The 21,340-nt window shown below is 40.2% G+C and carries 15 protein-coding genes and 1 riboswitch; of the genes, 13 read left to right on the top strand and 2 right to left on the bottom strand.

Annotated features, from left to right (window positions below; translation table 11 throughout):
• The first annotated feature begins 189 nt into the window (after window positions 1–189).
• Window positions 190–951: a transposase gene (locus tag ACIGG7_RS17560; protein ID WP_397550464.1), complete on the top strand. Its 762-nt coding sequence runs from the start codon at window positions 190–192 to the stop codon at window positions 949–951.
• Between the two features lie 132 nt (window positions 952–1,083).
• Here the strand turns inward: ACIGG7_RS17560 and ACIGG7_RS17555 are convergent, their stop codons facing one another.
• Window positions 1,084–2,148, bottom strand: coding sequence for an S-layer homology domain-containing protein (locus ACIGG7_RS17555; protein ID WP_397550463.1), 1,065 nt, complete (start codon window positions 2,146–2,148; stop codon window positions 1,084–1,086).
• 142 nt (window positions 2,149–2,290) lie between these two features.
• The gene (locus ACIGG7_RS17550; RefSeq protein WP_397550462.1) at window positions 2,291–2,797 is read right to left on the bottom strand and encodes a hypothetical protein; all 507 of its coding nucleotides are present in this window, start codon (window positions 2,795–2,797) and stop codon (window positions 2,291–2,293) included.
• 101 nt (window positions 2,798–2,898) lie between these two features.
• Between ACIGG7_RS17550 and ACIGG7_RS17545 the strand changes: the two genes are divergently transcribed.
• The 12 genes from ACIGG7_RS17545 to ACIGG7_RS17490 all read left to right on the top strand — a co-directional run bounded on the left by ACIGG7_RS17545 (window position 2,899) and on the right by ACIGG7_RS17490 (window position 21,335).
• Window positions 2,899–3,216 carry a hypothetical protein gene (locus tag ACIGG7_RS17545; RefSeq protein WP_397550461.1) on the top strand — a complete coding sequence of 106 codons (318 nt, stop codon included), beginning with the start codon at window positions 2,899–2,901 and terminating at the stop codon, window positions 3,214–3,216.
• Window positions 3,217–3,290: 74 nt separating this feature from the next.
• Complete coding sequence (locus ACIGG7_RS17540; protein ID WP_397550460.1) at window positions 3,291–3,659, top strand: hypothetical protein; 369 nt, start codon at window positions 3,291–3,293, stop codon at window positions 3,657–3,659.
• A gap of 125 nt (window positions 3,660–3,784) precedes the next feature.
• Window positions 3,785–5,068, top strand: a complete 1,284-nt coding sequence (locus ACIGG7_RS17535) for an S-layer homology domain-containing protein (protein ID WP_397550459.1) — start codon at window positions 3,785–3,787, stop codon at window positions 5,066–5,068.
• Window positions 5,069–5,368: 300 nt separating this feature from the next.
• Window positions 5,369–6,082: a hypothetical protein gene (locus ACIGG7_RS17530; RefSeq protein ID WP_397550458.1), complete on the top strand. Its 714-nt coding sequence runs from the start codon at window positions 5,369–5,371 to the stop codon at window positions 6,080–6,082.
• A 256-nt stretch (window positions 6,083–6,338) separates the two neighbouring features.
• Window positions 6,339–7,016 (top strand): hypothetical protein, encoded by a 678-nt coding sequence (locus ACIGG7_RS17525; protein ID WP_397550457.1) that lies wholly within the window; start codon window positions 6,339–6,341, stop codon window positions 7,014–7,016.
• A gap of 389 nt (window positions 7,017–7,405) precedes the next feature.
• A riboswitch (cyclic di-GMP riboswitch) is annotated at window positions 7,406–7,488 on the top strand.
• Between the two features lie 116 nt (window positions 7,489–7,604).
• Complete coding sequence (locus ACIGG7_RS17520) at window positions 7,605–9,542, top strand: dynamin family protein (RefSeq protein WP_397550456.1); 1,938 nt, start codon at window positions 7,605–7,607, stop codon at window positions 9,540–9,542.
• Entirely contained in the window at window positions 9,539–11,344 is a 1,806-nt protein-coding gene (locus ACIGG7_RS17515; protein ID WP_397550455.1) for a dynamin family protein, read from the top strand. The genes ACIGG7_RS17520 and ACIGG7_RS17515 overlap by 4 nt, the downstream gene beginning before the upstream one ends.
• A complete protein-coding gene (locus tag ACIGG7_RS17510) occupies window positions 11,344–11,772 on the top strand; it encodes a hypothetical protein (protein ID WP_397550454.1) in 429 nt (142 codons plus the stop codon). The genes ACIGG7_RS17515 and ACIGG7_RS17510 overlap by 1 nt, the downstream gene beginning before the upstream one ends.
• Before the next feature lie 26 nt (window positions 11,773–11,798).
• Window positions 11,799–13,928 (top strand): dynamin family protein, encoded by a 2,130-nt coding sequence (locus ACIGG7_RS17505; protein ID WP_397550453.1) that lies wholly within the window; start codon window positions 11,799–11,801, stop codon window positions 13,926–13,928.
• 114 nt (window positions 13,929–14,042) lie between these two features.
• A complete protein-coding gene (locus ACIGG7_RS17500; RefSeq protein WP_397550452.1) occupies window positions 14,043–14,432 on the top strand; it encodes a hypothetical protein in 390 nt (129 codons plus the stop codon).
• Window positions 14,433–14,745: 313 nt separating this feature from the next.
• Window positions 14,746–18,291 (top strand): S8 family serine peptidase, encoded by a 3,546-nt coding sequence (locus tag ACIGG7_RS17495; RefSeq protein ID WP_397550451.1) that lies wholly within the window; start codon window positions 14,746–14,748, stop codon window positions 18,289–18,291.
• A 521-nt stretch (window positions 18,292–18,812) separates the two neighbouring features.
• A complete protein-coding gene (locus ACIGG7_RS17490; protein ID WP_397550450.1) occupies window positions 18,813–21,335 on the top strand; it encodes a ThiF family adenylyltransferase in 2,523 nt (840 codons plus the stop codon).
• The last annotated feature ends 5 nt before the right edge of the window (window positions 21,336–21,340 follow it).

Raw genomic sequence — 21,340 nt, 5'->3', positions numbered from 1 at the left:
CTAAAGACCGATTGTTAACCAAATATGAAAAAAATGTAAATTTATTGTAGGGGAGAGCCAAGGGGACAGGTCCCCTGGCTCTTTCTAGATCTAAAGAAGGAATTATCGTGTTGTTGTCGAATACAACTTAATGGGCCAAGGGACCTGTCCCCGCGGCTCATTCACGACTCACGAACGGAGGGGGCCAAAATGCCAAGACAGGCAAGAGAGAAGAGCAGAAGTGGTATATATCACGTTATGTTAAGGGGGATCAACAAGCAGACGATCTTTGAAGACGATGAAGACAAAAGGAGGTTTCTTCATACATTATACAAGTATAAGAAAGAGTGCGATTACGAGCTTTTCGGTTATTGCCTCATGGATAACCATATTCATCTCTTATTGAAAGAAAAAGGTATAGCAGTATCGGATATAATCAAAAGAATCAGTTCCAGTTATGTGTATTGGTATAACATGAAATACGATCGTTGTGGACACCTATTCCAAGCGCGATTCCGTAGTGAAAATGTTGAAACCACTTCCTATTTCCTCAGAGTACTTCGTTACATTCATCAAAATCCCCTGAAAGCTGGCATGGCTAAGGGTGTTTTCTCCAGCAGATGGACTAGTATTCATGAATACAGTTCTCCATCAAGTCCTATAAACACGGCAGCTGTCCTCAAGTTATTCTCCAGTAAAGAAGACATATCCATCAAATTATTTAAACAATACATGAATACTACGAACGAAGACGAATACTTGGATGACCTCCCAAGTTGGCGTAAAACAGACCAAGAAGTCAGGGCATATCTTTGTGACATGGGTATAAACAATGTCAGTTTACTGCAACAAATGAACAAACAACAACGAAATTCTATATTAATAGAATTGAAAAATCTAAAAGGAGTCTCCGAGAGACAATTATCAAGAATTACGGGCATCTCGCGGAGTGTGTTTCAGCGATTGAATTGAGAGCCGAGGGGACAGGTCCCTCGGCTCTCTTTTTTTAGTAGAGCTAAAAAGAGCCGCCGGACTATTCCATGTGGCTCTTCTTGTGACTCGAACTAAAAAAGCCAAGGGACCTGTCCCCCTGGCTCTTCTTTCCTACTCTACAAATTCCTCTTCATCAAAGTAAGGAAAATAGTTATAAATCTTCCATTTTCCGCTTTCGCTATCAAGCTTAAGGTTGTATGCCCCGTCCATGTCGGAAGTGAAGTCCATGTTGAAGTCGTCACTCTTAAAGATGAATCTGCCGACCATTCCTGTAGCTTCGATTGTGATGAAGCGGTCAGAAATTGATAGGGTTTCTAAATTAAGTTTGCTATCGTCGATTTCGATTGTGTATCCTTCTTCATCTGGAAAGCCCATTCCGCCAAGCTCGCGCGCTTCTGTTAAGTAGTAACCTGTTCCGTTCATTTCATACAAATCCATGAGTTTGTCATAGGAATTGGATTCTACCAGGCTGTTCTCTTTTAAGATATGAGCTTTAAGGAATTCTTTTACTGCTTCTTCATCTGGAAGGTTAGATTGTTCTTTGGCAAGCCCACGGTGTACCATTACGATCGCTTCTGCTCTTGTTGCACGATTAAGCGGTTTGAAGTTGGCTCCGTAACCATTAACAATTTCACTGCCAGCTGCTTTATTAATATAGTCGAATGCCCAGAAATCTTTTTTTACATCAGAGAATGTCTGTGTCGATACAGCTGGAAACTTCACTGTTTTTTCGAACGCCAGAACGATCATTTTTGTCATTTGATCACGTGTTATGTAGTCATTCGGTGCAAATGTCCCGTCCTGTTTACCATTAATAATCCCTAAGCTGCTTGCGATATTCACAGAATCATAATACCAAGCTGATGATTTAACGTCTTTAAATGTCTTAGGTGTCCCGTTGATTTCTAAAGAAAGTGCTTTCACAAGAATTTTCGTGAATTGTGCCCGTGTTACCTTGTCGCTAGGCTTCACAGTCATGTTCATGTCGCTGTCCATGTAGCCATCAATGATATCAGCATTGATAAAGTCATCGATTTCTTCCCATGCCCAGTGATCCTCATCGATGTCCATAGGAATGTAATGATCAATCGTCTTTCCGCCAGCGGCAAAAACCGATTGTAAAGGCATAGCAACAAGCGCCAACCCCATACAAATTAATAATTTAAATGCTTTCAAGTAGTGTTTCCCCTCTCAAAAAATATTACTAACAGATTGATAATATTTCATTTATATTAAATTAGCTATAAGAAAAAAATGGAAAATTTGGAGCCAGGGGGACAGGTCCCTTGGCTCTTTTCCCTTTTTATCGCAGTAACGCCTAAATAGTGTGAATCTCATTCCGTAGCCACTCTTTAAAGAAATCCCAATCCAATACAGATCCATCTTCGTTTAGTAGCCCAAGATACACCCCGTCTCTTTTTCCTACCTGCCAGATAGCATTCGCTGAATAAACCTTTTCAGATATACCATTGTTTTGAACGAAATGTATCAAATTTTCTTTCCCTGGTCCGTATGTTTCTGCAACGAAGGCGATGATGTAAATATCCATTGGATTCGCCCCGAAATCACTTGGGTCCATTGATAGAAGATGTTGTTTAATAGCCTGGATGCGACTTTCTGTAGGTGCATTTACCAACTGATCTTTTATAGAAAGAAAGCGATATGAAGTAAAACATCGTTTTTCCCAGCTTTTTAATTTGGTTTCGTCCCCGTGATGCATGTCCAGCTTTTCTAACATGTTCTTTAGGTTGCATACAGTAGGGATAACATGTTGAATCATGTTTCTTCCTTGTAGATGAACCGGAAATGAGAAGTGAGTCTTCATGGAATCCTCCCCTTTTAATAGTATAAGTCTATTATACTATTTATGTTAAAAAATGGTATTATTTAAATGAGCTAATTAGTTATGAGTGGGAGAGGTTGAAGATGTCCAACGTCAAAAGGTTATTGGCAAGTGTAGGGAAAAAGAGTTTTGTAGAATTCTATGAAGAGTACCGCCATCTTTATAGAAGGGGAAGCAGTATGACCAAGGAGGATAAGCATCGACTGGCAGAAACATTGTTAAGGATGAATCCGGAGGCTACAACCATTCAAGGTCAGTTTACAAGAATAAACACCGCTTTAAGGATTTTCAAAAATGGTTGGCATACGGATGCTTTAGAAGAAGTTATCGCCTCGACACACCCGAGTATATCCATTGAATTGAAAGATAAAGCAATTTTTTTATTGAAACATGAGGTGTAAATGAATATTGGAGTTGTGGAACAGTAGGACAGATCCAATGGCTCCTTAAATAAATGATCTATTGAGGTGGTTAGATGTCGAAACACTGGACAATGGAAGAGGAATCCCCGTTGATTGAATGTATGCCTTCTTATAGAAAGAAAATTAGAGACAAAGATCTTCAGCAAGCTAGAAAAATTACCAATCAGTTCTCTAAGCATGTCAGAGACTCCGATAAAATACTGAGCTGCCGCTCCGAAAATGCCATATATGAGCGCCTCCCTTACTTAGATAATTTATTGGCTGGTGTTTTTGAGAGGGAAGACTATGCTAATAAGGACCGGCATCGTTATGGAACGTCTCTTAGAGAAGATAAAATACCTAACAGATGCAACGCTCGTCACCCTTATAATGGGGCGATGAAAGAGTATATGAAAGTCTGGGAAACGAAATCTATGATCTGATGAGAAAGTGAGCCAAGGGACCTGTCCCCCTGGCTCGGTAGAAACGTAATACAATTGTATTGCCAAATGGTTTTATCTTCCTTTAAACTGGGTAAGTAAGCATTTATAACTAGGAAAAGGGGTGTATGATGAAAGGTTTACGTAGTAAGGGTTTTGCTGTAGTCTTAATGGTCGCTTTAATGTGGAGCGTAGTCGTTCCAATGGTATCAGCGGAAGAACAAGCAAAGGTGATAAACTACATATCGCTTGGTGATTCTTTAGCAGCAGGGGTTACTTCAGATGGTGAGCTGGGAGATGGATATTCCGATATGGTTTCAGCTGCTCTAAATGAAAAACATTTGTTAGGATCATTCACGAAAGAATTCGCCTATCCGGGATTAACTTCACAACAAGTGCTAGAAACCCTCGATAATCCAAACCTCCAAGAAAAGCTGAAATCGGCCAACGTTGTCACCATTTCATCGGGTGCAAATGACTTCCTCAATAATGTGACAATGACCGAAAATGGTCCCCAATTCGATATGAAGAAGTTAATTGAAATTATGTATGGAGTTCAAACTAATCTTGGGCAGACGATTGAAGCAATTCATACGATTAATCCAACTATCGATGTCTATGTGATGGGATACTATTTTCCTTATCCACATCTTCTTGAAAAAGATAAGGAGCCTTTTATTAAATTATCAAAGGGCTTAAATCAGGTGTTGGCATCTGCCGCAGCAGAAAGCGGAGCCACCTACGTATCGGTTTTCAATGAATTTGGAACAGATGCAAAAGACTTGCTTCCTAACCCGCAAAACGTACACCCGAATAAAGAAGGGTATACAAAAATGACTGAAGCCTTCCTGGCTGCATGGGAAAAAAATCAACATCAGACGCCTCCTGTGTACACAGATCTTCCTAAGGATCACTGGGCTTTCAAGGAAATCATGTATCTAAGTGAATTAGGAATGCTGAAAGGAAAATGGGAAGGCGAATTCCAACCAAGCGCCGGCATGACCAGAGCCGAAGCTGCGATGGCACTCGTCAGGTTATCCGGTGAGGGTGATATTGACCTTACAGATCCCGGTTACTCTGACGTCCCGAAAGATCATCCAGCTTATCCTGCCATTGCAACACTTAAAAGCAAAGGCGTGTTCGCAGAAGCACCTAAGTTCAACCCTAACCAGATCATTACACGTGCCGAATTATCAAAAGTACTTGTGAGAGGGCTTGAAATCCCTCATAACACATCAGTCGTGGTTCCATTCCCAGATGTCCCATCCAATCACTGGGGAGCTGAGTATATCCACACACTTTCTTCCTACGGCATCGTAAAAGGGTATAACGACGGCGAGTTCAAACCAAGAATGACCATCACGAGAGCAGAATTCTCTGTAATGGCCTATCGTTTGTTGCAGATGAATTGAGGCAAAGAGCCAGGGGGACAGGTCCCTTGGCCTCAAGAACAAGAACCGACTAAAACTAATTAAGCATGTATGAAGAAATCAATCATTATTCAAGACTCCTTACTTATTAAGTAGGGAGTCTTTTATGTGTAAATAATAGAGCCACGGTACCTGTCCCCCTGGCCCACCCCATGTCGAAAAGTTTACAAGGTTCCTCAACAAATATATACAAACTTTTTATTCTCTCTCTATTATGATGGTGTAAATGGGGAGATAGAGAGAATAGATCCCAAAAATTCAATAGATTTGAGTGAGGGGAAAATGCCGGATTTTAATAAGAAACGTTTCATGTATATAAGTGGTTTATTCCTGGGAATCGGCTTTTTGGCTCTAACTCTGGTAGTTTATTTTGTCATACAATCTGTAAGAGAAACATTCTATCAGAATGCTTTTGACGATAGGTATGAGTTCATTTCCTTGGAAGAAGACGGAGAAACCGATCCTGTTCAGGTATTTCATGGAGTGAAATTAAATACATTTCTCGAAGACGAGGAAGAAGCCGGTAAGAAAAAAGGGAACGTGATTTTTGAAGTGAAAGATGAACCAGAGGCCACTCTTAAAGGGAGGAAGCTTCATTTAGAGCAAAAAGGAATGGATGTTTTTTCTGACGAAATTCAGTATAAAGCATTGGTAGACAACGAGACAGGGGAAGAGTCATTTATTATCGCCATTAAAATGACTTCAGAGGGAGCGTCCACTACAAAATACCGGACATACAGCATAAATGAAAACGGAGTAATTAAGAAAAGCAATTTCACATTTGATACAAAATCGAAAATGGAAACCCAATGGATCAAGGGACTTTCAAGAGGATCGTATGGCTATTACACCAACCTCCCGCACCAACAAGGCGGTGTAGTTTCCCTGCTATTCCTTAGCCTATTAGGAATCCTTTTCATCCTTGGAGGTCTTTGGATTAGAGCGAAGCGAGCCAAGGGGACAGGTCCCTTGGCTCACACGGTCAGGATAAGCTAGAAATAATATGACTTCTTTAGAAATGGGTTGTGAACAATTATTCATTAACAAGCTGGAAGAGGTATACTCAGCAGTGGAATTCTTACTATACAGTAGGGAGTTTTTTATTTGCCTTCCGGAAAGATGAGAGGTTTTAAAATGGGCCAAGGTACCTGTCCCCATGGCTCCTCCCCCTTAACAACATACAAGAACACATGTATAATCTTTATTGGAAATTACTGTACATGAAGCGTTGTATGCTAAGGGGGAATCACATATGGAAATTAAGCCTCGAGTCATTGTTGGCATCGTCCTTTTAATTGTTTTGATAATGATGATAAAGCCGATTGTTGGCTTATTTTCATATCCGTTAACTGACAAATTACAAGAAATCAAAACAAATGCAGAAGTAGAGACATACTTAGAAGAAAAGTACCAAATCGAGTTTGATGTGACGGTAAAGGTGAGAAGCATGGTAGGCAGAGATGTCACTGCATCACCTAAAGGGGAACCGGAACTCGCTTTTCACGTCCAGGGTCCTCCTTATAGAGATGACTTTCTTGATGTATATTATAAAGAACAAATTGAAAGAGCCGTAAATGATGACCCCACTCTGAAGAACGACAGCTCGTTGAAGCTAAAAATCTACTTTAACCAAAATGGTCAATTTAATCTTGAAAATGGTTTGCCAGGACTGTCAAAAATCCCAGGAAGCCCCACGTTAGTCGTATCATCCAAACAACAGTATGATGAAAAAAAGAGTAGAGAAGAAGCCTTAAAAACATTACAAAACGTCATCCACTTCGTCCAAAGTGAAAAAATGGACCTGAAACAAATAAAAGCTACCATTCTCCTTTATACTTCAGAAAAAGAATATCAATATAAATATGTAATTCCTGAATCAGTTTTTGAATCAATTAACAGTGTAGAAGCTTTGAGGGAATATGAGAGTTAGAGCCAAGGGGACAGGTCCCTTGGCTCTCTTTCCAAAATAACTCTTGGATTCAATGACTGTGGAATAAAGTCAAGAATGTACTACTGATGAGATAATTAGAAAAGTATTAAATGTAAAGCTTGTTTGAAAAACTCCTTACTGGTCCAGTGAGGAGTTTTTGGTTTAAAAAAGAACATTACTTTTAAACAACGGTATAAATATAATCATTACTATTGAAATAGATAGAAACAGAGATATGGTATGAAGAGAGATATTATCCGTGTACCAAGGTACCTGACCCCATGGCTCGCTCCTCAGAAAAAGCCAGTGTACCTGTCCCCTTGGCACCGCCCCACTCCCAAAAAACCCCTACTAATCCAACCAAAGCAATGGTATGATAGACCTAAATATGAAATTATTGGCAAACTTGTTGAAAGGCGAGGACGCAAAGCAAAGGGCCTAAAGCGTGTGCTATGGTCGCCTGGCTGCATGGTTTGTGTCTCTGTTTTTTTGCAGAGGCTTTTTATTTTGCAGATATTGGTCTGAATAAAAGGTGGACCATTCAATAATTTAGTCAGGGAAACTTTCAAATAAAAAGGAGAGATTCATATGAATGTCCTGAATATGGAGTCTTACACGAGGAAATGTGAGGAGATCAAATCGCAATTGCTGGAACTCAAAGAATTAGATCAAACTCTATCGAATACGGATTTTGAACAAGACATCATGGAAGTGATGAAGAATTTCAACGAGGATCAATTCCAGGTTGTGGTGGTAGGGGAATTTTCACGAGGGAAGTCCACGTTCATTAATGCTATGTTGGGAAAGAAGATTCTACCTTCTTCTGCTCTACCAACGACCACGATCATCAATAAAATTACTTATAATGACATCCCATCCTATCAACTGATTTATAGGGATGAAACTAACTCCCCAAAACTCATTTCAGAAGAAGAATTCAAACAAATCACTGCTCCGACAAAACCGCTGGCAGGAAATGTGGAAGCAGAAGAAAAGTACCAGAAACAATTGGAGGATATACAAAAAATCAAGTTTGCTGAAGTGGAATACCCCCTGCCTGTTCTGCAGAATAACGTGAAAATCATTGATACCCCCGGAACGAATGATGTGGATGAAGTAAGGGTGAAAATCACCCAGAATTTCATGCCGCAGTCGGACGCCGCCATTTTTGTTTTGTCCGCTAAGAAAATCTTGGCTGAATCTGAAATGAACTTTCTTAAATTCATATTAAAAGAAGATATCCAGCGTGTGTTCTTTGTCATCAATCACGCTGATGTTTTGCGTACGGATGAGAAACGTAAGAAGGTATTTGATCATGCCAAAGAAGCGCTAGCAGAGCAGTTCCCCGATACAAAAATTTATATGATTTCCTCTAAAAATGCCCTCAATGCACGACGCGTTCAGCAGGGTGAGGAAGTGAAGGGAAAGGTTCCTCCATTTGAACAGACTGGATTTGCTGAATTTGAGGAGGCGCTGGGAAGCTTTTTAATGGATGAACGGGCTGAAGCGAAGATAGAAAAACCGATCACGTCTGGAATCCGCTTGGCAAATGAAATGAAGCGGAGCATTCATATTGAGCGGCAAACTCTTTATAAAACAGCAACAGAGCTCGAGGAGGATATTTCAAAAATGAAGCCGGAGCTTTCTCGTTTCCGCCAAAGTATCGATGAAATCAGGCAGTCCTATGAAACGATGATTTTAAAGGGTAGACAGGATATCTCCCGGATCCTTCAGTTGGGTCTTGAAAATATCGCTTCCTCTGCTGTCCGCACAATCCAAGCGTATGATGGGGATTTAAACGGGGATGCCATTCAATCAAGAATGGAGTCGGTAGTAGCGCCGTTACAGTCATCCCTTCAATCAAGCGTACGTGAAAGACAGCGTGAAATTCTGCAAAATGCCCTTACTCAAGCGCAAAAGAGATATGTAAGGGAATGGGGCAAGATGGAAGAAACATTGTCAACGGTCCTTGTAACGAAACAAGAACAGTCCACTACTCTGGTAAATCACCAAGTGACATACGACACGGCGTTTGTTTCTGAGGGAGATGATTCAGTGAAAACAGGAATTGCTGCTCTAGGGGCAGGTATTGTTGGACTCAATGTCATTGGATCCATTGGTTTAGCAGGACTCTTCTTTGCTCCAATCCTGATCCCGATCGCCTTCCTCGGTATAGGAGGATTATTAAACTCCTTGTTCGGAAGCGGAAACCGTCAACGAATCATCGCTAAAGTAAGGGCGCAGGTGGAAGATCGTTACCGTGGTCAAATCCCTGTCATGATGATGGAGTTTGAGCGTCAGTGGGATGAAAATGCACGTGTTTCAGCAGAGCACTTCTTTACACAATCCAATAAGAAACTGAAAGGGATTGAAGACCAGCTTACATCTATATTGGAAAGTAAGCAGCAGGAAGAATTAAAAGCAACTGAACGGGAAGCGCAGCTTGAGCAAACAGAATGCAGAATCGACAAGGTTGTTGAACGTCTTGAAAGGATGAAACATGTAAGGGAGGTTGAACTAGTATGAGTTTTGAACAAAAGAAAGAGAACATGTTGAACGAGCTTCAATCTGTGAAAAATATGGTTTCGTCCCTTGATTTTAAAGAAATTCACAAACAAATCAATGATCTTATCAAGGATATTGAACATGATTTTCATACAGTGGTCGTTGTAGGGGAATTCAAAAACGGGAAATCAACCTTCATCAATGCTTTATTAAAAGAATCCCTCCTTCCTGTAGATGTCACACCGACCACTGCCACCATCAACGCAGTCATGTGGGGGGAAGAAAGACGCCTTGAAGTTCATAAAAGCGATCAAACCGTGGAAAAGTTAGCCCTAACTCAAGATGCCCTGGAAGAGTACGTGGCGGAAAAGGACTTCGATCCGGATACCATTAGATACTTAAAGATTTCAATACCGGCGCCCTTATTAGCCAATAAAAACGTTGTGTTAGTAGATACACCGGGTGTCAATGACCTTAACTCTCACAGAAGCGATGTCACCTATCAGTTCATTCCAAAAGCCGATGTCGTTTTATTCATGCTTGATATGACTGCCCCGGTTAAAGGGACAGAGAAGGAATTTCTGCAGGAGACGTTGTTAAAAGAAGGGCTTGAACGGATCATCTTTTTAGCCAACTTCAAGGACTTGGTAGATGAAGAAGAAGTAGAAGAAGTTTTGACCTTCACCAAAAATCGATTAGCGGATATTCTCGGATACGAAGATGTGAAAATCTATCCAATCGCGGCACAGGATGCTATAGATGCAATGGAAGATGATGATTCTGACCTTCATGAGTGGTCAGGCTTGCCTCAGGTTCAATCTGTGATAGAGAAAGAAATGGAATCCGGGAATCAATCAGAAGTGAGGTGGAATCGTTATCTGCAACGATCCGCCAAAATCTATGATGCAATTAGCAAACTCATCACGCAAAAGCAATTGCTAAGTACTCAAACAAAAGAAGAACTCCAGAAAGAATGGATGGCAATCAAAGAAAATTACACAAAGAAAGAGGACTATCGATATAAGATTGAGCAATATGTTTTGGACAGAGAAAATGAATTTATGTATATGCTCCATAAATCAATCGATTCCTTGTCCTCACACGTAAAGGAAGAAATGGAAATCGCCATCAAAACGTATAAAGGCACCGACATCAAGGACTATGTAGAAGAACAGCTACCTATTTTTATGAAGAAGCATTTAAAACGATGGGTGGACGAACATATCGATCAAATTCACAACCTCCTATATAAACTTGAAAAGGCTCTTGCTGAAGGGTTGACCCGTGAATTCAATGCTCACATCCAATTAAAAATGGAACAAAATCAATTGCTGAAAACAAGTGGCCGCCCGTTTGAAATCAGTGTAGATGATATTTCAAACACAAGTGTACTTGCAGGGCTCATCGCCGGAGGTGCAGGTGCGTTAATGATGGTAGTCGGAGGGCCGATATTATTACCAATCATCGGAATGGCAGGATACCCGATTCTTCAGAAAAAATTAGTGGAAAAGCGATTGAATGAAGCGAAAACGTACTTATTGAGTGAAATTGGCCCAACTCTCGATGGTGTCTTGAATTCCTTCCGAATGGAAGTGGAGCAATATATGAAAGCGAACATCAGGAATATCGAAATTTCCGCCATTGAAAAATTTGACGAACAGTTGGAGATGCTTCAACGAAATGTAGAGGCAGAAATTAAATTACGACAGGATGATCAGAAAGGAATCTTAGCAAACCTTACACATTTGGACGAAGTGATGGAATATCTGCAAACTCTTCAAGGAAAGAGAAAAGAAATACTAATGACAGGAGTGAACAATTAATGGATGGTTACGATTATTCTTCTGGATTTGATCACGTTTTTGGAAACCATACAGGCTCTCAAACATTGGATGTAACAAGCAAACCGAATCTATCAGGTGGTCAGGATCTTGTGTATCAGGGGAAAACCATGGCTACTACCAGCCCGGGCATCATTGACGGTACTCATGACACTTACGTGGATGGTCTTAAGGTGAGTTCGACAAGTCAAGGACTAACCGGAGAAACGGATATTCAGGGTGCCCACGGTCAGGAGATAGGTGAAATTCGCACCGGATTAAATGGAAGCGATCAAGAGTTATATGTGGATCACCAACACGTGGCTACTTCTTCAATCGATGTGACCGGGAATAAACAAATCTTGTTGCACGACGATCCATTATCAAAAGCAGATGAATTTGCTCTAATTGAGCTCACACTATCAAACTAGTAAGGTGAGGAAGGACTTTACATATTATGAATGGGTTAGAAAGGCATGAACAAAGCTTACAAAATATACAGAAGGTTTTCCACGACTCAAACGTTCTCGGAGTCTATGCGAGAGAGATAGATACCATCATCAAGCATATGAACGAACCGATTAACGTCATGATACTGGGAGAGTTTAATGCAGGGAAATCAACCTTGATCAATACGATCCTAGAAGATGAATACCTGAAGACAGATGATATTCCCACAACCGCAACCATCACCAAGCTGACATATGGAGAGACCCCGGAAATCAGACTGCATTTTAAAGATGGGGAAGAACAAGTGCTTTCACCGGAAAAATTTGAACAGATTACAGCAGAAATCGACGAGGAAGGCGCGGAAATACGGAAAAGGCTTTCCTATGTCCACGTTCAATATCCCAGTGAGCTCTTGAAAAAGGTCACGTTGATTGATACGCCTGGACGTAATTCTAACAATGTAAACCATACAGAAGCGGCTGAAAGCTTTATGGACCAGGCCGATGCTGCCTTCTGGCTGTTTGAGTTAAGTCAAATTGGAACGTCGACAGAGCTGTCTCAATTAAAAAAATTAAATGACTATGTGCACCCAATAGGCATCATTAACCGGATAGATGAAATGGATGAAGATGATACCCTGGAGAATATTGTCCAAAGTGCCCGTACCTCTTTAAGTCCGTTTGTCACCGAGTTCATCGGTATTTCAGCACTGAATGCCTATGAGGGCATTGTAGAGGGGGATGAAGATCTGCTTGAGGAAAGCAACTGGTCATCCTTTGAGAAAGCTCTTGAAAAAGAGATCAACGGTGAACATGTTCAATCCCGTAAAATGGAACGAATCTATCAAGACATAGAAAAGACGTTGGAGAAAGTAAAGAAATTAGTAGAAGAAACCAAAAAATCTTTCCATGACACATCTCATCAACTCCAAGCATCTGGGGATTACAAAACGACCTTGATGAATGAAGTCAACAGCCTTGACGATCTAACGACTAAATGGGTCGACCTTGCCGATAAAGGAAGGATATATGAGTTGCATCATTCAGAGTGGCCACTCCCTTCCCCCCAGGATGAAGGACTAAAGGAAAAGTGGGAGGAACAGCTATTTTATATGGAGGAACTTTTTGGAAAAGAAGAACTTCTCAGGCTGGAAAAAAACACTCTTCAAGCGGAAGAAAGGGAATTGAATCAGTTAAAAAGGGAACTTGGAGAAGCGTGGAACAAATATAATAATTCAGGGTTGTTCGGCGGAGAGCCCATCATTTTCACCGGAGAAAAATATGTACTGGAAGCAAGGGAGGAGCAGTTAAACTCAGATATCCAGTCACACAGTCAAAAAGAACATGCCCTTTCTTACCGACAACAAAGCCTGGAGGACACAAAGGATCAGGGATTGGAAATGGTGAAGTTGTTGGCTCGGAAAGTGGCCGATCGCCTTGATGAAATGAAAAAAGAGAAAGTGGCATTGCATAATGATAAGGGATACTTAGAAAAAGCGCAGTCATCCTTGGTTAAAACTGAGTGGCTTCCGAGGTTCTTGGAACAAGTTCAGAAAGACATCATCCCAGTTTTTGAAGAAGGTCATAGTGTTCTGAAATCAAACTCTGCCAAAACTCGCCATTCCAACTGTTTGGACTTGTTGAAAAGTTTTCTTGATGATTCCATTACCTTAGATGCCTATCGGGACCTACAAACTACCATTCAAAAAGGGATTCGGGAAAAGGGAGTAAAGGTTAAAAAGAAAACTCCAAAGCAACAAAGACACCGAGACCAGGTTTCCCGTTCCTTCTCATGGTTTAGAGTTTGGTCTACTGTAGCCATGGTGGTGATTGTGTGCTCAATTCTCTATTCATTCCAAGAACCCCTTAAGAAAACAGTATCCTCACTTTTTGCTGCGGAAGAACCGATATCTGCAGAGGCAACGGCAGGAACCACCCCAGAAACCGTCACCGTCGTAGTCAATGCAGCCAATGTGAGACAAGAACCCAATCTGGATTCAACCATCGTAACAACCGTTCAACTAGGAGAAGGACTATCCGTAGTCAACTCCTCAACAGATTCAGAAGGAAGACGATGGTTGAAAGTGGAAGTTTTGTCTGGGGAGATAGGGTGGATTAGTGAGAAGGTTGTGGAGTGAGCCAGGGGGACAGGTCCCTTGGCTCAAGGTAGGATCAGGGGCGTTGGCAGGTGAGCCAAGGGGCAAATCCATCTCGCTCCACCTGATCAAGATTTTATTAAAGGAGAAGAAACTTTGAAATCATTTATAAATTTCTTTACGTTAATATTATTAGGAGTAGTCTTTGCAATATTTTTGGGGACTGGTGGAGAAACTGAAGAAACAGGCAAAACAGATAAGGCATATGCTGTTGGCGATGGTGGAGTAGGATATATCGTGAAAACATCATTTATGGCATTTGAAGAAGAAAGCTATGATGAAATGATAAGTTATCTTGCCAATGACAATCAACAAGCTATCCAGGGTATGTTGGACTCAGGAAGGGCGATTATTCTAGATGAAAGAGAAAAAGTAAGTGTTGTTAACTTTGGATATGTAAAATCATTTGTAGAGGTGAGTTCCTATGGAGTGCGAGGATACGTACCTACAGATGCTATTAAAGATAAAATAGAAGATGATATTTAAAGGTGGAGAGCCAAGGGAACAGGTCCCTTGGCTCTCTTTTTTGGTCATTACTTCAAAACTGGACAGAATTGAGGTTTGAAAGAAATCCTGGCTAAAATAAAGTTTTCTAAAGATGCAATAGAGCGGCATTTTATGATAATAATCTTCAAGAACGTAGAAGAAAAAACAAGCCAATGTACCTGTCCCCCCGGCACACCTGTCCCCCTGGCACACCTCTGACACAAATTACAAATATTTTCCTCTAAATAAAGGAATTTCCATAACCTGCCTTGAATTATATACCTGTAGGAAAATTTCTTTAGGGGGAATAGGTGTGAAGTTAGGTATCAAGAAGGGTTTGTCGATGGGTCTTGCAGCTACTTTGATCATGGGGGCTTCCCTCCCTGGAATGGCTGGGGCTTCGGTGACAAAGAACCCGTCCAGCGTGAAGAAACAAATTGAAGAGCAGTTGGGATTGAATAAGGACAAGGTGTCCATCAGCTCGGTATCAAAAGAGAAATCTCAGAAATTCTCTGAAAACCAATTGATCATTCGATACGAAAAGCCTCTTACAACCTTACAGCACAAACGTGCAGGAGGTAATTTGGAGAAGCGTATTTCTTCTTTGAACTATGATGTGATTTCGGTTAAGAAGGCTTCAAATTTAGCGAAGGTGGCATCCAACTATGCGAAGCTGCCTGGAGTGGTGAGTGTGACACGGAGTGCATTGGTGCAGAAAATGAGCCAGCCGGATCTGAAGGCTCCCTCTATGTATCATTTGGAAACTCTAGCAATTGAGAAAGCGCAGAAGATGGCAGGCAAGAATAAAGTACGCGTCGGTGTCATCGATACTGGAATTCAAGTGAATCATCCAGAATTGAAAAATAAAATCGTCGTAAACGAAAATGCCATGAACCCTTTGAAAAAAGGGCAGCCTGATGTGCATGGAACACATGTAGCAGGCATCATTGCGGCTGAAAAAGGAAATGGAATCGGTGGGTATGGTGTAGCGCCTAACTCTGACATCGTTTCAATAGATGTTTTTAACCGCTCTTTCTTTGTAACAGACTATACGATCGCAGAAGGTATTCTTGAAGCGATCAATCAAAAGGTGAAGGTTATTAATATGAGCCTCGGTTCATATTATCCATCTCCGATTATTAAAGATGCTGTGAAGAAAGCAACAGATGCAGGTATTATCATTGTGGCTTCTGCCGGTAATGATGGGGCGGATATGATCAATTATCCAGCTGCATATGAAGATGTCATTAGTGTTGGGGCAACAAATGATAAAAATGAGCTGGCTGAGTTTTCGACTTATGGTAAATCTGTCGATGTGGTAGCACCTGGAGAAGCCATCTATGGGCCGGTCTTTGACGTGGATAAAAAATCTTCGTTCGCCAAATTAAGCGGTACGTCCATGTCTGCGCCAATGGTGACGGGTCTAGTATCATTGCTGCTTTCCAAGCATCCGGATTTAACGCCTTATCAGGTTCAATATATCTTAACGAAAACCGCAAAGGATTTGGGTGAGAAAGGGTACGACACAACGTTCGGATACGGAATGATCGATCCTGTAAAGGTGCTGTCGTTCAATCCGGCCTCCATCCCGGCAAACCCTGAACTTCCTGTAAAAGAAGCAAAGAATAAAGCTCAGGTTTTAAAAGTTCAGGAAAAAGAAACGGTGAAAAAAGAGTTTAAGAAATTAAACGAATCTCATTATTATAAAGTGGACATGAGCGAGGGAGAATACCTCCAGTTATCCCTTGAAGGACTGGATCTTTACGATTATCAAATGAAATTGACTTATTTGGCAGATGGCGAATCTGAATCGACAACAGAGATTAATGCCTCTACAAAGAAAAATAAAGAAGGTACTCTGTACCAGGCACCGGCCGACGGGACACTTCTAATAGAGGTAAAAGATTCTTTTGGTCATTATGATGAAAAAGGAAGCTTCGGATATATCCTGCAGGCGGAAAGGTTCACGGAACTGCCTGAGGATACAAATACGATGGATAACCCGGTTTCACTCGGAGAGATCCCTGCCAACACAGATTTGGTGAACTATTTTACCGATGAACTTTCTTTGAATTCTGATATGCCGGAAGACATGCCAGAAGAAATGATGGAAGAAGAGAAGTCAGATGAATCTGATGAAGACAGTGAAGAAAATGAGTTCAAAGGAATACCTGGAGACTCGGATTTCTATAGATTTTCTGTTCCGGCTGACGATTCTGCCATGACGAAAGCCATTAACGTGAAAGTCTCAGGTGTAAGCGGGATTGATTCAACCCTTTCTTTATATATGGTGGAGAAGCAAGATGGGGAGGAGTTCCTGGGACAAATCGATTCCTTTGGTTTAAATGGCGCGAGTGAAGGGGAAGAAATTTCTTTTGAAGTCATGCCTGGTCAGGAATATGTATTGGAAGTGACAAACAAACCATTCTTCGATGAGTTCTTCTTTATGATGGGTGGAGAATTCGATATTGACTATAATCGTTCTTACTCTTCTTATGAGCCTTACAAGGTGAGCATTGAAACCAAGGATTTACCGGCTGACGAGGATCAATTTCCAAGAATGGATTTCATGGAAGAGGATATGGAAGGTGAAATGAGTGAGAAGTTCAGTGAGTTTGCTCAAGACGCCAGACAAAAGATGATCAGTCCGGAAGAAATGATGATGATGGATCAGGAAAGTTATTATGACATGGTCAAGGAAATTGCTATGCCATATGAGGAGGGTGTAAGTCAGGAAGGGTACTCTCAATATTGGGGTGATGAAGACTGGTTCAGTTTCACACCTGAAAAAGATGGGATATACAATCTGACAATGAATGACGGGAAAGGGTATGATGTTCCTGCACTCGAAATGTTTGTATACAACGAACAAATCAAAGATCTCGACGTGGTGTTCAGTAATGGAGCATTCTCATTTTTCTCTATGGAACAAAGTGTAAAAGCCGACTCTTATGTTGGGTTGAAAAAAGGGAAAACCTATTATTTCCGTGTGACCAATAGTATGTATCGCCCAAGTTTGAAGCCTTATGAATTCAGTCTAAAGATGTTCAAAGAGAACACCAATGACGTATACGAGTTGAATGATGATTTTAAAACGGCTTTAAAAATAAGCGGAAAACCGTTAACGGCGAACTTTGCAAGCTCAGGAGATGTGGATACGTATTATTTCAAGCCGGAAAAAGACGGAGTATATGGTGTAACGGCAGCTCCTACGGCACTGAATAAGAAGTACAACCAATTACCGGATGAGCTGAAAAAACCGATCGATCCAGTCCTTGTAATCCTTGAAGATAAAAATGGAAACGGGAAACTGGAAAAAGAAGAAGAAGCCAATCTGACATTTGTGGATTATGGGTTCAACAACGATGAAGAACGTGGAGCTTTCAGAGGTAAAAAAGGATCCGGCTATTTCGTCGTCCTCCAAAACTACTTCAGATTCGATACGTCTCTTGTACCATATATTCTTTCCGTCAAGGAAGCATCCAAAAAGGATGAAGATTCAGGCTCGGTTGTGAAAAATAACATCCCTTCCAAGCCGATCGCAATGAAGAAAGCCTACGGTGTCTCATATGCAACGGGTTATATGAACATGACCAGCTCCAAAGGAGACACAGATTATTATCAGTTCAAGCAAGCCAAAGATGGCAAGCGTACATTCAGACTCACCCTGCCTTCTGACCTGGATGGTATCCTTTCCGTATACAACAGCAAAGGAAAACTCGTCGCCAAAGCCGACAACTACGGCAAAGGAGACATCGAATACCTCCAACTAACACTCAAAAAAGGCAACTACTACATCAAAGTCCAAGACGTAAACGGTGACGCCAGTGTTAGTCCATATAAGTTATACGTGAAGTGAGCCATGGGGACAGGTCCCTTGGCTCGGATAGAAATCAACCATATTAATTTCTATTAAGAAATCTCTTAGGAATGAGCACGGTATTGAACCGTGGTCATTTCTTTTTTTTGTTGCCAAGTAGAAAGATCCTCTGTATCAATTGAGTGTTAGTGAATGAGCCGAGGGACCTGTCCCCCTGGCTCTCTTAATTAAAACTTTTTGCCTATGTTATATTCCTGAAAGAATATTTTTTTGCGGATTATGGTGAAAACACTCGATAATATAGTCCGAATTGCACATCTCGACTTAATTAGAACATTTTTACAATTTTGATAAAAAATACAATAAAAGTTATTATATTACTGAAAGATCAAATAATTCACAAAGGGGTGAATATTATGAAGGTTAAAGTGAAAATCAAACGCACTGTTCAAAATCAAGTTCTTTGCATGTGTTATGCAAAGTGCTAATACTTACTTAGAGAGAAGGTGAAAATTTTTCACCTTCTTTTATTATGATGCAGTAGGTGGGGGGTAGGATGAATGAAAAAGTTAAAGGAAAGTTTAAACTTTAGAGGTTTTCCGGAACGAAATGAAATTCTGTACTACGATGGGGAAGAAAAGATATTAGAAGTAGAAGACTTCCAGGCCATCTGGGCATTGCTAGAGTCATATAGATTAGATAATGAAGAGTTACAATTAAACAGACGATTACAGTGGCAAAGAGAGTATGACATTTCAAATGAGGAGAGCCTGGAGTTCAATTCGTTTTTGGAGGAGAACGGCTTTCTATATGAAGAGACAGCATTTTCTTCTAATCAGAATTTAGCTGATTATAGAAATTTTAACTATTTTAATATTTACGATCAAACCATTGAATCACGATCAATCCTTAATAAGATTGCAAACTTACATATTGTTATTATCGGGGCCGGCACTGTTGGGTCAACGCTGGTTCTTACTCTTGCAAAACTAGGAGTTAAACATCTAACGATCATTGATCATGATCGTGTAGAAAAAAAGAATATCCGTGCTCAATTTCTATTCAACAATGAAGATATACAGAAATCAAAGGTTCAGGTTATCAAAGATAAGATGGCATCAATAGAGCCAGAATGTAGTATTCACATTTATGAACAAGAGGTTCAACATATTGACGATCTCAGAAGTCTTAATCTAGAGCCTTTTCAATTTCTGTTTGGATGTTTCGATGAATCGTCTGAAACTCTTCATAGCGACATTTCTTCCTTTGCAGAAAGTATTTCATCAAGGTATATTTTCCTTGGTTATTTCAATGATTCCACGATAGCGAATGACCTGACGAGCGGGGAAGGGAAAAATGTTCTGCATGCAAGTTATCAACAATCCACTCCTTACTTTATTAGTGAGAATCGCGGGACCGTCATCCAAAGCTTAACGGCTTCCATTCTTGTTAGTAAGATACTGGTTGATTACCTGCTAGAAAATAAACCTGCTTCACATTTAGGCTTAGGATTATCAGATTTACATCCGAGCAGAGTAGCAAATAAAGAATTTATGTCCCAATTAGCTCAAATAATGCCACTGGAGGAGCAGGAAGTAAGACGCAAACTAGAGTACTTGTCTAACCTCATTGAAGCAACCCCTGATATTCCAAATCATCTTGAAATAGAAATATTATCAATGTACCAAGTTTTTGATTTAATAATAAATTTGGATCTTCTAGAAGAGTATAACCTTGGTCAGGTCTATCAAGACTTTTTATGTTTAATTGACATGTTGGATAAGGATGAAGTTGACAGTACTGTTTATTATTCTGAGGAATTGTATGGGGAATACTTACATTTGGTTAAGAATATAAGGCTCCCTGACCTGAAAGGCTCTTCAATTTACGAAGTGTTATTAAACTTAAATAGTGTTAAGGATTACAACTTAAGGGTAGAACTACAACGCATGAGCCATGAAGCTTTGGTGGAACAAGGAGAGGCATTATTGCGCTATTTTAATACGGTTAAAAAGAATTACGTGAGAGTTCCACTTAATGAATACTATCAAGAAACATTGGGATTGGGAAATAGAACGGTTGAATTATTTACAGGGTTGATGGAAGAACACCAGATGTCCCTGAGTTCGTTGTTTGGAAAGACTTTGTTCCCTTCTGAAGGAAAAAAGACAGTGGTCGATTATCTGTATGACACTCCTCATTGTGTTTATCCAGCTATTGAAGATATTGAGACATCTAAAGAATTAATCGTGGAAAGTGTAAAGGTTCACTTGAATAATCCGTTCATGATTGGACATCTAGAAAAAATGTTTGCTGACGCACATATTAAAGTAATTGAAGACCCTAATCATCATGGTGTGAATAGAACATACTATTTTCCCAAAGCAAAAGAAAATAAAATCATTCTATCTTATAATGGCAGCTTAGATGATTTCTATATTCTATGTCATGAATTAGGACACTCATACTATAATAATGTGTACGACAATTCTTACTTCGAAAACAGTCGACAAATCTTAAATGAAGCTTTAGCTTATTTATTTGAATTGAATTGTGTTCACTCTATCATGGTTAATGATCATATCCCTGAAAAGGTAAGGCATGATGTTCGCACGCATTATCTTCATAGGATTAACAAAATTGTCTTATCTCAATATTCTATCTATCAATTGGAAGAAGCATTGATTGACTCCATGGTGGACAATGATGGTCTAACCTTGCAGGATTATTTGACTATACAACACGACCTGGATAAGAAAATAACCCCTGAGGATATTTCTTATATTAATCAAGAATACACTCATATGAATGCCTTATTAAACACTTCTTTCGTCTTTGGATATAAAGACCACATTACTGATCCCATTGCGTACCTTTTAGCCTTTTCATTATTCTCTAGATATAAAGGTAAAGAGCATATTCTTGATCTTAAGGTGAAACAGGCATTAGAAAATGACTGTACACAGTTCGAAGAGTTTGTGAACGAATTCCTGAACGATGGTGAAGATGTTTATTCGTTCATGGCGACTGGAATTACTGCGCTAAAACAATTTATTACTTTACAGCTTCAAACGATTTCATAACAAGA

Source organism: Rossellomorea sp. NPDC077527 (genome assembly GCF_044542955.1).
Lineage (GTDB): Bacteria > Bacillota > Bacilli > Bacillales > Bacillaceae_B > Rossellomorea > Rossellomorea aquimaris_E.
This window is presented reverse-complemented; position numbering and strand designations above follow the sequence as displayed.